At 67.6% G+C, this 12,738-nt stretch carries 13 protein-coding genes; 3 read left to right on the forward strand and 10 right to left on the reverse strand.

Going from position 1 to position 12,738, the window contains the following annotated elements; translation table 11 throughout:
* The first annotated feature begins 107 nt into the window (after nucleotides 1-107).
* A complete protein-coding gene (locus FBY21_RS13245) occupies nucleotides 108-518 on the forward strand; it encodes a DUF4398 domain-containing protein (protein WP_142011563.1) in 411 nt (136 codons plus the stop codon).
* 35 nt (nucleotides 519-553) lie between these two features.
* Entirely contained in the window at nucleotides 554-1,330 is a 777-nt protein-coding gene (locus FBY21_RS13250) for an OmpA family protein (RefSeq protein WP_107330359.1), read from the forward strand.
* Nucleotides 1,331-1,391: 61 nt separating this feature from the next.
* Here the strand turns inward: FBY21_RS13250 and cadR are convergent, their stop codons facing one another.
* On the reverse strand, nucleotides 1,392-1,859 hold the full coding sequence (cadR, locus tag FBY21_RS13255; protein ID WP_142011566.1) for a Cd(II)/Pb(II)-responsive transcriptional regulator: 468 nt from the start codon (nucleotides 1,857-1,859) through the stop codon (nucleotides 1,392-1,394).
* Nucleotides 1,860-1,930: 71 nt separating this feature from the next.
* Here cadR and FBY21_RS13260 point away from each other — a divergent pair, with 71 nt between their 5' ends.
* Complete coding sequence (locus FBY21_RS13260) at nucleotides 1,931-4,180, forward strand: heavy metal translocating P-type ATPase (RefSeq protein ID WP_142011568.1); 2,250 nt, start codon at nucleotides 1,931-1,933, stop codon at nucleotides 4,178-4,180.
* 177 nt (nucleotides 4,181-4,357) lie between these two features.
* Here the strand turns inward: FBY21_RS13260 and FBY21_RS13265 are convergent, their stop codons facing one another.
* The 9 genes from FBY21_RS13265 to prfB all read right to left on the reverse strand — a co-directional run bounded on the left by FBY21_RS13265 (nucleotide 4,358) and on the right by prfB (nucleotide 12,699).
* On the reverse strand, nucleotides 4,358-4,858 hold the full coding sequence (locus FBY21_RS13265; RefSeq protein WP_409563796.1) for an O-acetyl-ADP-ribose deacetylase: 501 nt from the start codon (nucleotides 4,856-4,858) through the stop codon (nucleotides 4,358-4,360).
* 8 nt (nucleotides 4,859-4,866) lie between these two features.
* Nucleotides 4,867-5,190, reverse strand: a complete 324-nt coding sequence (locus tag FBY21_RS13270) for a hypothetical protein (RefSeq protein WP_044413157.1) — start codon at nucleotides 5,188-5,190, stop codon at nucleotides 4,867-4,869.
* Nucleotides 5,187-6,068 (reverse strand): alpha/beta hydrolase, encoded by an 882-nt coding sequence (locus tag FBY21_RS13275; RefSeq protein WP_142011570.1) that lies wholly within the window; start codon nucleotides 6,066-6,068, stop codon nucleotides 5,187-5,189. The genes FBY21_RS13270 and FBY21_RS13275 overlap by 4 nt, the downstream gene beginning before the upstream one ends.
* Entirely contained in the window at nucleotides 6,065-6,811 is a 747-nt protein-coding gene (locus FBY21_RS13280; RefSeq protein WP_044413151.1) for a TIGR00266 family protein, read from the reverse strand. Before FBY21_RS13280 ends, FBY21_RS13275 begins: the two co-directional genes overlap by 4 nt.
* Nucleotides 6,812-6,898: 87 nt before the next feature.
* Nucleotides 6,899-8,188 (reverse strand): flavohemoglobin expression-modulating QEGLA motif protein, encoded by a 1,290-nt coding sequence (locus tag FBY21_RS13285; RefSeq protein ID WP_044413148.1) that lies wholly within the window; start codon nucleotides 8,186-8,188, stop codon nucleotides 6,899-6,901.
* Between the two features lie 2 nt (nucleotides 8,189-8,190).
* Nucleotides 8,191-8,745, reverse strand: coding sequence for a hypothetical protein (locus FBY21_RS13290; RefSeq protein WP_142011573.1), 555 nt, complete (start codon nucleotides 8,743-8,745; stop codon nucleotides 8,191-8,193).
* A gap of 67 nt (nucleotides 8,746-8,812) precedes the next feature.
* Nucleotides 8,813-9,526 carry a TetR/AcrR family transcriptional regulator gene (locus FBY21_RS13295; RefSeq protein WP_142011575.1) on the reverse strand — a complete coding sequence of 238 codons (714 nt, stop codon included), beginning with the start codon at nucleotides 9,524-9,526 and terminating at the stop codon, nucleotides 8,813-8,815.
* 448 nt (nucleotides 9,527-9,974) lie between these two features.
* Nucleotides 9,975-11,480 carry a lysine--tRNA ligase gene (gene lysS / locus FBY21_RS13300; protein ID WP_107330353.1) on the reverse strand — a complete coding sequence of 502 codons (1,506 nt, stop codon included), beginning with the start codon at nucleotides 11,478-11,480 and terminating at the stop codon, nucleotides 9,975-9,977.
* Nucleotides 11,481-11,603: 123 nt separating this feature from the next.
* A protein-coding gene (gene prfB / locus FBY21_RS13305) for a peptide chain release factor 2 (RefSeq protein ID WP_107330352.1) occupies nucleotides 11,604-12,699 on the reverse strand; the annotation gives its coding sequence in 2 pieces (ribosomal slippage) (nucleotides 11,604-12,626 and nucleotides 12,628-12,699; 1,095 coding nt in all).
* Nucleotides 12,700-12,738 lie beyond the last annotated feature (39 nt).

Here is a 12,738-nt window from a genome sequence, read left to right on the forward strand (position 1 = left end):
CATTCGGCAAACGCCGCCTAAAAGCGGCTATCCGGCGCCAATAGGTATTCATTGGCGCGCATCTGGCAGGAAAGTAGCCATGAGGCCCCACCGGGCCGAGGTCACCAATGGAGCTGAACATGATGAAAAAGCGCGCTGCTGTAGCGAATCCGAGAACAGTGATGGCCGTGCTGGCCCTGGGCACTACCGCCCTGCTCGCCGGCTGCGCCGGCAACCCGCCGACCGAACAGTTCGCCGTCACCAACACCGTGGTCAAGAGCGCAGTCGATGCCGGCGCTCCGCAGTACGCCCCGGTTGAAATGAAGACCGCCCAGGACAAGCTCGACCAGGCCGAGCGCCTGATGCGCGACGAGCGCTACGACGAGGCCCGCCGCGTTGCCGAGCAGGCCGAGTGGGACGCCCGCGTGGCCGAGCGCAAGGCGCTGGCGGTGAAGGCCGAGAAGGTGCTGGACGATGCCCACCAGGGTGTCCAGCAGATCCGTGAAGAGGGCTCGCGCACCCCGATCCTGGTGCAGTGAACCCCGGCCTCCGAACCCAGTTAAGGATGATCCCCATGAACAAGCTGATCAGCGTTTCCGCCCTTTCCGTGCTGAGCCTGGCCCTGGTGGCCTGCGCCTCCAAGCCGAACCCGAACCTGGACCAGGCCCGTAGCAACTATTCCCAGCTGCAGGCCGAGCCCCAGGCCAACAGCCTGGCCGCCCTCGAGACCAAGGAAGCCGGCGACATGCTCAGCCGTGCCGAGCAGGCCTACGCCGACAAGCAGGAGCCGGTGCAGGTCGACCATCTGGCCTACCTGACCAACCAGCGCGTCGAACTGGCCCGCCAGACCATCAAGCAGAAGGCGGCCGAAGAGGCCCTGGCCAAGGCGCCGGCCCAGCGTACCCAGGCCCAGCTGGACGCCCGCAACCAGCAGGTGGACGTGCTGCTCAACCAGCTCAAGGCCAAGCAGACCGACCGTGGCCAGGTGGTGACCCTGGGTGACGTGTTGTTCGAGGTGGACCGCGCCGAGCTGACCCCCAACGGCATGCAGAGCGTGCACCAGCTGGGCACCTACCTGACCCAGAACCCGGACCGCCAAGTGGTGATCGAAGGCTTCACCGACAACACCGGCACCGTCGACCACAACCTGCGCCTGTCCCAGGCCCGCGCCGACTCCGTGCGCCGTGCCCTGGTGGCCATGGGTGTGAACCCGAGCCGCGTCACCACCCACGGCTTCGGCAAGGACTACCCGGTGGCCAGCAATGACTCGCCCTCCTCCCGCGCGCTGAATCGCCGGGTCGAGGTGACCATCGCCAACGGCCCCGGCCCGGTCGCCCCTCGCGCCCTCTGAAGCCGTCGCCCCCATGAAGAAGCCCGCCTGATGGCGGGCTTTTTCATGCAGCGATCTTCACTCAGTGCCGCCCGTGCACACCCGGCACATGCAGGTGCCCCGCCTCGGCGCAGGTTTCTGACACCACGCTGGGCGGTGCCGGCTGCTCCAGCTCCCGCAGGATGCCGCACGACTCGCTGCTGCCGGCGCCCTGGCACTGGGCGCGCAGGTCCCGCAGCTGGCCCTGCAGGGCACGCAGCTCGGCGATGCGCACCTCGACGTGGTGGATGTGCTCGTCGATCAGCCGGTTTGCCGCTGCGCAATCGGCCTCAGGGTTGTCCCGCAGGCGCAGCAGCTCGCGGATCTCCTGCTGGGTCATGTCCAGCGAGCGGCAATGGCGGATGAACGCCAGGCGCTCCACGTGGGCCTGGGTATAGAGGCGGTAGTTGCCCTCGCTGCGCGCGGGCTCGGGCAGCAGCCCCTCGCGCTCGTAATAGCGGATGGTTTCCACCGGGCATTCGGTCAGCCGGGCCAGTTCACCGATCTTCATGAGCAGCACTCCTTGACTCTGTAGTTGCTACAGGGTGTGCAATGACGCCCGTACCGTCAATGGAGTCCGCCATGAGCCAGGACAATTGCTGCAACCACAACCACGGACGTGCGGCCGCAACCGAGCCGAAGACACGCCACGAGCATCACGATCACGATCACGATCACGATCATCAGCCTGCGAGCCCCGCGCCGGAGTTGCACGCGCCGGACGCCACCCTTGGCGAGGCGCGCTGGAGCAGCCTGCGCATCGAGGCGATGGACTGCCCCACCGAGGAGCGCCTGCTGCGTGACGCCCTGGGCAAGGTCCCGGCCATCGAGGCCCTGGAATTCAACCTGATGCAGCGGGTGCTCAAGGTCCGCCACCGCTTCGTCGACCTGGCGCCGCTGCAGCAACTGGTGGCCCAGCTCGGCATGCAGGCCGAGCCCCTGGAAGCCGGCGCGCCGGCACCGACCGAGCGCCGCAAGCCCTGGTGGCCGCTGGCCCTGGCTGGCGTCGCCGCCCTGGCGGCCGAGGCCTGCGAGTGGTTCTCCATAGGCCCGGGCTGGCTGGAAGCCGGGCTGGCAGTGCTAGCCATCCTCACCGCCGGCCTGCCCACCTACCGCAAGGGCTGGATCGCGCTGAAGAACCTCAACCTCAACATCAACGCGCTGATGAGCATCGCCGTCACCGGCGCCATGCTGATCGGCCAGTGGCCGGAAGCGGCCATGGTCAGCGTGCTCTTCGCCATCGCCGAGCTGATCGAGGCGCGCTCCCTGGAACGGGCGCGCAACGCCATCCGCGGCCTGCTGGACCTGGCGCCGGAGCAGGCCACGGTGTGGCAGGACGGCAGCTGGCAGGCGCTGTCTTCGCGCGAGGTGCAGGTCGGCGCACGGGTGCGGGTACGCCCCGGTGAACGCATCGCCCTGGACGGCGAAGTGCTGCGCGGCCGCTCCAGCGTCAACCAGGCCCCCATCACCGGCGAGAGCCTGCCGGTGGAGAAGGAGCCGGGCGAGACCCTGTTCGCCGGCAGCATCAACGGCGAGGGCGAACTGGAATACAGCGTCACCCGCGCGGCGGACGACAGCACCCTGGCGCGCATCATCCACGCCGTGGAGGAAGCCCAGGGCGCGCGGGCGCCGACCCAGCGCTTCGTCGACGCCTTCTCCCGCGTCTACACCCCGGTGGTGTTCCTCATCGCCGTGGCCACTGCCGTGGTGCCGCCGCTGCTGCTGGGCGGGCTGTGGCTGGACTGGATCTACCGCGCCCTGGTGCTGCTGGTGATCGCCTGCCCCTGCGCCCTGGTGATCTCCACGCCGGTCACCCTGGTCAGCGGGCTCGCCGCAGCCGCGCGCAGCGGCGTGCTGGTCAAGGGGGGCGTATTCCTGGAGATGGGCCGCCAGCTCGCCTGGGTCGCCCTCGACAAGACCGGCACCCTGACCCACGGCCAGCCGACCCAGACCGACCACGTACGCCTGCGCGACCTGCCGGGCCTCGACCCACGCCAGCTGGCCGCCAGCCTGGCCGCTCGTTCGGACCACCCGGTGTCCCAGGCCATCGCCCGGGCGGCCGAGGCCGACGGCGTCGCCCTGCTGGAGGTGGACGAGCAGGCCGCCCTGCCCGGCCGTGGCGTACGGGGCACGGTGGCCGGGCGTGCCTGCCACCTGGGCAACCACCGCCTGGTGGAAGAGCTGGGGCTGTGCTCGCCCGAACTGGAGGCCCGTCTGGATGTGCTGGAGCGCCAGGGCAAGACGGTGATCGTGCTGCTCGACGAACAGGGCCCGCTGGCGCTCTTCGCTGTGGCCGACAGCGTCCGCGAAACCAGCCGTGAAGCAGTGGCCGAGCTGCACCAGCTGGGAGTGCGCACCCTGATGCTGACCGGCGACAACCCGCACACCGCTGCGGCCATCGCCGCCCAGGTGGGCATCGACGAAGCACGCGGCAACCTGCTGCCGGAAGACAAGCTGGCTGCGATCCGCGAGTGCCAGGCCGGCGGCAAGCGGGTCGGCATGGTCGGCGACGGCATCAACGACGCACCGGCATTGGCCCGCGCCGACATCGGCTTCGCCATGGGCGCGGCGGGCACCGACACCGCCATCGAGACCGCCGGCGTGGCGCTGATGGACGACGACCTGCGCAAGCTGCCGCAGTTCATCCGCCTGTCGCGCCGGACCTGGTCGGTGCTGGTGCAGAACATCGCCCTCGCCCTGGGCATCAAGGCGGTGTTCCTGGTGCTCACGCTGATGGGCGAAGGCACCCTGTGGATGGCGGTGTTCGCCGACATGGGCGCGAGCCTGCTGGTGGTGTTCAACGGCCTGCGGCTGTTGCGCGGCGTGAAGTAGAGGAGCGGCATCGCCCGGCTACGGAACAACCCACGTAGCCCGGGCTTCAGCCCGGGGCGGTTCCCCCCAAGGAAGCAGCGGGCCCGGAATATCGCCGGGTCATTCTGGTGCTTCAAGCCACTGAAAAGCGGTGGGCTGAAGCGGAACGCCGCCCGACCCACCCTACGTGGAGAGGGATCAGGCGAGGGCGTTGCGGTAGACGCGGGCCATGTCGTCGGCGAAGGCCACCAGCAGCACCTCTTCCAGGCTGCTGCCGGCGGGGCGCGCTTGGCGCAGTTCGTGGGCGGCCACGGCGGCAGCGGCCTCCAGCGGGTAGCCGTAGATGCCACAGCTGATGGCCGGGAAGGCGATGCGCGCCAGCCCTTGTGCCTCGGCCAGCGCCAGGCTGTTGCGGTAGCAGCGGGCGAGCAGCTCGGGCTCGCCCTGGTCACCGCCGCGCCAGACCGGCCCGACGGTATGGATCACGAAGCGCGCCGGCAGGCGGTAGCCCGGGGTGATGCGCGCCTCGCCCGTGGGGCAGCCGCCGATGATCCGGCAGCGGGCCACCAGCTCCGGCCCCGCCGCACGATGGATCGCGCCATCGACGCCGCCCCCGCCCAGCAGGGAGGAATTGGCGGCGTTGACGATGGCGTCCACATCGAGGGTGGTGATGTCGCCCTGCCAGACGGTGATCTTCATCAGCGATCTCAGCGGACTTCCTGCGGGGTTTCCTGGCCCATGCAGCGCACGGCCTGCTTCTTGTTGTCCACCAGCACGCCGGTCAGGCCCTTCTGCTGGGTGTCGAACAGCACCAGCACGCCATCGATGCACTGCGCGACCTGGTTGGCCGGCTGCAGCGAGACCTTGTAGTCCTCGCCGGGAATGGTCTTGAGCATGGTGAAGTCGGACAGCAGCAACGCGTCCTCGGGTTTGGCGAAGTGCAGGTAGCCGTAGTACCAGAGGACCATCACGGTGCCGATGATGGTGCCGACGCCGGTGAGGATCAGCGGAATGGGGTTGCGTTCGCTCATTGGGGACTCTCTGTATTCGGGACTTCAGCCAGCCGTCGCAACCCGACGAACCCCTTGGGATCATCGAGGTAACGCAGCATCACTTCGCGCCAGGTGGGGTCGGCAAAGGTCTGCACGTGCCCGCCCCGGGTCGGCTGGAACACCCGTGGCGGGGGCGCAGCTTGATACAAGCGCACGCCATTGGAAAGGGGCACCACCGGATCGTCGATGCTCTGGTAGATCAGCATCGGCAGCCCCTGCAGGCGGCCGATGGCGCCGATTGCACTGTCGCCATCCGGCACCAGCCAGGACAGCGGCACTTGCAGCGGCCAGGTTAACCAGGCGTTGCCGAGGGTGAATTGAGCCACGTCACGGTAGCTGGCCGGTACGCCGTCCAGCACCAGCGCCCGGACGCCGGCCCGGCGCTCGGGGTGCTCGGCCAGGTAGCGCACCGCCAGGGCGCCGCCCAGGCTCTGCCCGAGGATGATGCGCGGCTGGCCCTGGGCCTCGGGCGCACGGTCGAGCCAGTCGAAGGCGGCGTCCAGGTCGAGGAACACATCCGGCAGGGCCGGCCGGCCTTCGGAGTGGCCGTAGCCGCGATAGTCCAGCATCAGCACCTGGTAGCCCTGCTCGGGCAGCCACCAGCTGCCGCCGAGGTGGCTGGCGAGGTTGCCGCCGTTGCCGTGCAGGTGCAGCACGGTGCCCTTGACCGCCTTGCCCGGCGCCACCGGCAGCCACCAGCCGTGCAGGCGCAGGCCGTCGCGGGTCACCAGCTGCACGTCGCGGTAGGCCAGCCCGGCCCGCTCGGGGGTGAAGGGCAGCTCGCGCTCGGGGTAGAACAGCAGGCCGCTGCAGCCGCTCAGCAGCGCCGCCAGCAGCAGCGGGACGAGGCGCCTCACTGGCCGCCGGCGCGGGTTTCCTCGCGCGCCTTGTAGGTGGCTTCGTAGATGCGCTCGGCCAGGCGCGAGAAGGGCAGGCTCTGGATCCACACCGTCCCGGTGCCGCGCAGGGTGGCCAGGAGGATGCCCTCGCCGCCGAAGAGCATGCTCTTCAGCCCGCCGGCCAGGCCGATGTCGTAGTCGATGCCCTGGGTGAAGGCCACCAGGCAGCCGGTGTCCAGGCGCAGGGTCTCGTTATTCAGCTCCTTGCGGATCACCGTGCCGCCGGCATGCACGAAGGCCAGGCCATCGCCCTCCAGCTTCTGCAGGATGAAGCCTTCGCCGCCGAAGAACCCGGCGCCCAGGCGCTTGTTGAAGGCGATGCCGATGCGTGTGCCGTGGGCGGCGCAGAGGAAGGCATCCTTCTGGCAGACCAGTTGCCCGCCGACCTGGGCCAGGTCCACCGGCACCACGGTGCCCGGGTAGGGCGCGGCGAAACCGACGCGCTGCTTGCCCTGCCCTTCGTTGGTGAAGTGGGTCATGAACAGCGACTCGCCGGTAAGCATGCGCTTGCCGGCGCCCCACAGCTTGCCGAGCAGGCCATTGCTGCTGCCGTCGCCCATGCGGGCTTCGAAGCGGATGCCTTCGGTCATGTAGTTCATGGCCCCGGCCTCGGCGATCACCGTTTCACCGGGGTCGAGGATGATCTCCACGGTCTGCGCCGAGGCGCCGAGGATGTCGTATTCGAGCTGGTGGCTGGCCATGCAGGGCTCCCTTGGAGGTGGCTGGGGGATCAATCGCGGGCGCCGGCCAGGCCGCGGTTCGGCACTCCGGGGCCGAGCACCGCAGCGTCAGAGGATGTTGGCGTAGTCCGCCTCGATGCGGTCCAGGCTCAGGTGGTTGAGGAAGTTGGAGAAGCACATCCACGCGGACAGCGCGTTGAGGTCGCGGAACTGCGGCGGCAGGTACTTCGGCGGCACCACCAGGCCCTCGTCCACCAGCTGGCGCAGGGTGCGCATGTCTTCCAGGGTGGTCTTGCCGCAGAACAGCAGCGGGATCTGCTCCAGCTTGCCCTTGCGCACGGCGAGCTGGATGTAGTTGTAGATCATGATGAAACCCTTCAGGTAGGACAGGTCCTTGGTGAAGGGCAGCCCGTCCGGCGACGAGCCCCTGAACACGCGGCTGGCGCTGCCGTAGCTCTCGCCCATGCCGTAGCCCTGCTCGCGGTAGAACTGGTAGACCTCGAGGAAGTCCGCGCCCTCCTCTGCCATGTGGATGGCGCGGGTGCGGTTGGTGAGCTTGCGCAGGCGCGAGGGGTAGGAGGCGAAGGCGATCACTTCCATGAGGATCGCCAGGCCTTCCTGGGTCACGGTGGACGACGGCGGGCCCTTGGCGAGGAAGGTGCACACCGGCTGGTTCTGGCCATTGAGGGTGGTGCCGACGTGCACCAGCCCTTCGTGGACTTCCAGCGCACGCACGTCACGTTCGTTGAACAGCGCGTCGCTGCGGATCTTGATGTAGTCGGCGCCGGCCGCCGCGTCGGCGACGATGCCGTCGGACTCCAGCACGCGGATGGTCTCGTCGCCGAACACCGCCGAGAGGCGGCTCTGCAGCAGGCCGACGGCGTCCTTGGCGGTGAGGGTCTTGGGCTCGTCCTTCAGGTCGCCGCGGTCATCGATCTTGTTCAGGTAGTCCGAGAGCATCAGGCCCAGGTCGGACAGGGTCGGGTCACCGGCATGGAAGGCGTCGGAGGCCGCGCCGTAGAGCTCCTGGGAGATCAGCCCGAAGTCCGGCGTACCGCGTGCTTCGAGCATGCGGATGACCATCCGGTACTCCTTGCACATGCGCCGCATGATCTGCCCCACCGGGTTGAACTGGCCGAGCTGGCGGGTGATGTCGCGTTCGATGTTCTGGAATTCGAGCTTCTTGGCCACCGGGTCGAAGGCCAGCGGCCGGCTCTCGTAATAGGCACGGTCCACCTCGGGCATGGCCTTGCCCTTGTGCTTGAGGAAGCCCTGGCGAACGCTGTCGTCCCACTTGATGGCGTCCAGCACGCGGATCGGTGTCTGCGCCAGGACGATGCGGTCGGACAGGCTGCGGACGGTGTTCTGGTAGTCGTCGGGGACCTTGCGCCGGCTCATGCTCATTCCGCCCCGGCCCGCTGGTAGCGCGCCGCCTCAATGAACACGTCGGAGTTGGCCGGGTCGTCCAGCCAGGCCTGCAGGGTGCTCCAGGGCACGTCCAGCACCACGCCGTCGCCCTCGGGCATCTCCACCGCCTCGCCCTTGAAGGTACCGCGCTCCACTTCCTGGCGCAGGCGCTCCACGTCGAGGTTGTAGACCACCAGCTCGTTGTCGGCGGTCAGCTCGAAGCCGGCGATGGCGAAGTTGGCGCCCCACTGCTTCGGCAGCCCGGCGGAGAGGTACCAGCGGCGGCCGTGGTGGGCGACGGTGAAGCCGTACTCGCGCAGGCTCTCGAGGTTGTCCTTGCCGCCCTCGAAGGTGCGGGCGCGGTAGAGGTTGGAGCCGGAGCGGCTGATCTCCAGGTAGGCGCGCTCGCCCCACTCGTCCTTGCGCGACCAGTCCCCCAGCAGCGGCATGGGCGCCGGCTCGTTGGCGGGGATCGGCTCCCGCAGGGTGACCAGGCAGCCGCCCAGCAGCAGGAAGGACAGGGCAAGCAGCACGCGCCAGGGGTTCATCGTGTTCTCCTTGTTCATTAAAAACCCCGCGAGGCGGATGCCTGGAGCGGGGTTCGGCGCCACTGCGCTAGAGGTCCATCACCAGATGGAAGTAACGCCTCAGCACGGCTCGCATTTCGTTGATGTCGAGGTTATCCACACCGCCGACAAGGCCCTGATATTCCATCTGCAGAATGATGGCCGTCAACACCTTGGCGTCCTCGGCGGGCTCCTCGGTGCCCAGGACCTGGAAAAAGTGCTCCGCCCCCTGGGAGAGGATGCCCCGGTGGGCCTCGGCGAGCCCCCGCAACCCCTCGTTGATCAGCGCCTCCTGGCGGAACGCCTGTTCGGCGAGCAGCTGGGCGCGGTTCTCCAGCACCTGGCGGCGCACGTACTCGATGGCCAGCTCGACGATGCGGTCGGTCATCTCCCGGCGGGGCTCGCCGCCCTGCTCCATGGCCGCAGCCATGTCCTGCAGGTCCCCTTCGACGCTGCTCCAGAACGCGGCCATGGCCTCGGCACTGCGCTCGACGAACTGGGCGAAGGTGTCGGTGATGAGGTCGTTGATGTCCTTGAAGTAATAGGTGGTGGCCGACAGCGGCACATCCGCCTCGGCGGCCACGGCCCGGTGGCGCACGGCCCGCACGCCATCGCGGACGATGATGCGCATGGCGGCATCGAGGATGGCCTGGCGGCGCTGCTCGCTGCCGTGGCGGCTGGCCTTGCGGCCCTGGTACTGGACACTTTCGGCGAGGGCGCTGGCCGCCTGGGCGGCACTTTCACGACGGGACGGCTGGGGCAAGATGCGGGAACCTTCGGCTACGGGACGTGGATGTCAGACAGTTTCGACCAATCAGCGGTCGATTCAACTGCCACAAGGTAAGAACTTGCGTACTCGACGTGATGAGACCCGGCCGGGGCACACCGCCCGTCGTGCCGTGTGGAGCAGCGCGCAATCCAGAGCCATACACGGGAAAGTGGGCAGGCTGTGAAACGTTCCAGAAGGCATAGCGCTTCCATCCTCAGTTATGGACGGGGCCGCGCGACGCTGTAGCGGTGCTTGGAAAAGCGAATCGGGTGCGCACCTTGAAGCTGTTCCTGAGACGGATGCTGGCGCGGGGACAAAGGCCCCTTCAGGAGGCCGAGCGCAGTCGTCGTCAGCAGACGCTCGTCAATCAGCTTGCTTCCCGTTGATCCCATTCAGAACGCAGCCACAAAAAAGCCGCCCGAAGGCGGCTTTCTCATCCCACTCAGGCCTGGGGCCGCATGTGGGGGAACAGGATCACGTCGCGGATCGACGGGGAGTTGGTCAGCAGCATCACCAGGCGGTCGATGCCGATCCCTTCGCCGGCGGTGGGCGGCATGCCGTATTCCAGCGCGTTGACGAAGTCGGCGTCGTAGTGCATCGCCTCGTCGTCACCGGCGTCCTTCTCCTTCACCTGCAGCATGAAGCGCTCGGCCTGGTCTTCGGCGTCGTTCAGCTCGGAGTAGGCGTTGGCGATCTCGCGGCCACCGATGAACAGCTCGAAGCGGTCGGTGACGCTCGGGTCCTGGTCGTTGCGGCGGGCCAGCGGGGAGACCTCGAAGGGGTACTGGGTGATGAAGTGCGGCTGCTCCAGCTTGCTCTCCACCAGCTCCTCGAAAATCATCACCTGCAGCTTGCCCAGGCCTTCGTGGCCGAGGACCTTGGCGCCGGCCTTCTTGGCGATGGCGCGGGCCTTCTCGACGTCGTTGAGGTCGGCGGCGGTGATGTCCGGGTTGTACTTGAGGATGGCGTCGAACACCGACAGGCGGGCGAAGGGCTCGCCGAAGTGGAAGACCTTGTCGCCGTAGGGCACGTCGGTGCTGCCGAGCACGGCCTGGGCCAGCTCGCGGAACAGCTCCTCGGTCAGGTCCATGTTGTCTTCGTAGTCGGCGTAGGCCTGGTAGAACTCGAGCATGGTGAACTCGGGGTTGTGCCGGGTCGAGACGCCTTCGTTACGGAAGTTGCGGTTGATCTCGAAGACCTTCTCGAAGCCACCGACCACCAGGCGCTTGAGGTACAGCTCAGGCGCGATACGCAGGAACATCGGCATGTCCAGGGCGTTGTGGTGGGTCGCGAAGGGCTTGGCCGCCGCGCCGCCGGGGATGGTCTGCAGCATCGGGGTTTCCACTTCGAGGAAACCGCGCTCGCTGAGGAAGCGGCGGATGTGGGCGATGACCTGGGAGCGCACGCGGAAGGTGTGGCGGGTTTCCTCGTTGACGATCAGGTCGACGTAGCGCTGGCGGTAGCGCTGCTCGGTGTCGGTCAGGCCGTGGTGCTTGTCCGGCAGCGGGCGCAGGGACTTGGTCAGCAGGCGCACGCTGGTCATGTCGACGTACAGGTCGCCCTTGCCGGAACGGGCCAGGGTGCCTTCGGCGCCGATGATGTCGCCCAGGTCCCAGGTCTTGATCTCGGCCAGGGTCTCTTCCGGCAGGGTCTTGCGGTTCACGTAGACCTGCAGGCGAGCGCTGCTGTCCTGCAGGACGATGAAGGAGCCGCGGTTGAGCATGATGCGACCGGCGACCTTGACCGGGATGGCTGCAGCTTCCAGCTCTTCCTTGGTCTTGTCCGCGTACTGTTTCTGCAGGTCCGCGAAGTAGGCGTCGCGGCGGAAGTCGTTCGGGAAGGCGATGGCCTTGGCTTCACGCACGGCAGCAAGCTTTTCCTTGCGCTGGGCGATCAGCTTGTTCTCTTCCTGTTGCAGTTCGTGCTGGTCGGGTTGTTGGTCGCTCATGGTCTTCGGTGGTTCCTGATTAGGCGCTCTTGCCTGTGGAAACGGATTGCATAACAGCGGCAGCAAAGCCTGGCGGGCGCAGGCCAGCCGCTGCTTGAGGCGGGCTGGCCGGGCGCGGCGGCGTTACAGCCCTTGCTTGAGGCTGGCCTCGAGGTACTCGTTCAGATCCCCATCCAGCACCTTGTCGCAGTCGCTGCGCTCGACGCCGGTGCGCAGGTCCTTGATCCGCGACTGGTCGAGGACGTAGGAGCGGATCTGGTGCCCCCAGCCGATGTCGGACTTGGTGTCCTCCAGGGCCTGGGAGGCGGCGTTGCGCTTCTGCATCTCCAGCTCGTACAACTTGGCCCGCAGCATCTTCATGGCGGTGTCCTTGTTGGCGTGCTGGGAGCGTTCGTTCTGGCACGCCACCACGGTGTTGGTGGGCACGTGGGTGATCCGCACCGCGGAGTCGGTGGTGTTCACGTGCTGGCCACCGGCACCGGAGGAGCGGTAGGTGTCGATGCGCAGGTCGGACGGGTTGATCTCGATCTCGATGTTGTCGTCGATCTCCGGGGAGACGAACACCGCGGTGAACGAGGTGTGACGACGGTTGCCGGAGTCGAACGGGCTCTTGCGCACCAGGCGGTGCACGCCGATCTCGGTGCGCAGCCAACCGAAGGCGTATTCGCCCTTGATGTGCACGGTGGCGCCCTTGATGCCGGCGACTTCGCCTTCGGACAGTTCGACGATCTCGGCGGCGAAGCCGTTCTTGTCGGCCCAGCGCAGGTACATGCGCAGCAGCATGTTGGCCCAGTCCTGGGCCTCGGTGCCGCCGGAACCGGCCTGGATGTCGAGGTAGGCGTTGTTGGGGTCCATCTCGCCGCTGAACATGCGGCGGAACTCCAGCTTCTCGAGGATCTCGCGCAGGCGCTCGACTTCGGTGGCGACGTCATTCACGGCGCCTTCGTCGTTCTCCTCGACCGCCATGTCCAGCAGGTCGCTGGAGTCGGCCAGGCCGCTGGTGAGTTCGTCGAGGGTCTCGACCACCTGCGCCAGCATGGAGCGTTCGCGGCCCAGGTTCTGAGCGTATTCGGGGTTGTTCCAGACGTTGGGGTCTTCGAGTTCGCGGTTTACTTCGACGAGACGATCATGCTTCTGATCGTAGTCAAAGATACCCCCGAATGGCCTGGGTACGTTCGGAGAGGTCCTTGATGCTGTTCAGGATCGGGTTGATTTCCATGGCGGGAAGCTCTCACTGGCAAAACTTTCGGAAAAGCCG

Source organism: Pseudomonas sp. SLBN-26 (assembly GCF_006715895.1).
Taxonomy (GTDB): Bacteria; Pseudomonadota; Gammaproteobacteria; order Pseudomonadales; family Pseudomonadaceae; genus Metapseudomonas; species Metapseudomonas otitidis.

Coding starts and splice junctions, on each gene's coding strand:
- FBY21_RS13290 (WP_142011573.1), bottom strand. CDS start 8,745: ATGAACCCCTGGCGCGTGCTGCTTGCCCTGTCCTTCCTGCTGCTGGGC.
- FBY21_RS13270 (WP_044413157.1), bottom strand. CDS start 5,190: ATGAGCGAACGCAACCCCATTCCGCTGATCCTCACCGGCGTCGGCACC.
- FBY21_RS13250 (WP_107330359.1), top strand. CDS start 554: ATGAACAAGCTGATCAGCGTTTCCGCCCTTTCCGTGCTGAGCCTGGCC.
- lysS (WP_107330353.1), bottom strand. CDS start 11,480: ATGAGCGACCAACAACCCGACCAGCACGAACTGCAACAGGAAGAGAAC.
- FBY21_RS13285 (WP_044413148.1), bottom strand. CDS start 8,188: ATGAGCCGGCGCAAGGTCCCCGACGACTACCAGAACACCGTCCGCAGC.
- FBY21_RS13245 (WP_142011563.1), top strand. CDS start 108: ATGGAGCTGAACATGATGAAAAAGCGCGCTGCTGTAGCGAATCCGAGA.
- cadR (WP_142011566.1), bottom strand. CDS start 1,859: ATGAAGATCGGTGAACTGGCCCGGCTGACCGAATGCCCGGTGGAAACC.
- FBY21_RS13265 (WP_409563796.1), bottom strand. CDS start 4,858: ATGAAGATCACCGTCTGGCAGGGCGACATCACCACCCTCGATGTGGAC.
- FBY21_RS13260 (WP_142011568.1), top strand. CDS start 1,931: ATGAGCCAGGACAATTGCTGCAACCACAACCACGGACGTGCGGCCGCA.
- FBY21_RS13280 (WP_044413151.1), bottom strand. CDS start 6,811: ATGGCCAGCCACCAGCTCGAATACGACATCCTCGGCGCCTCGGCGCAG.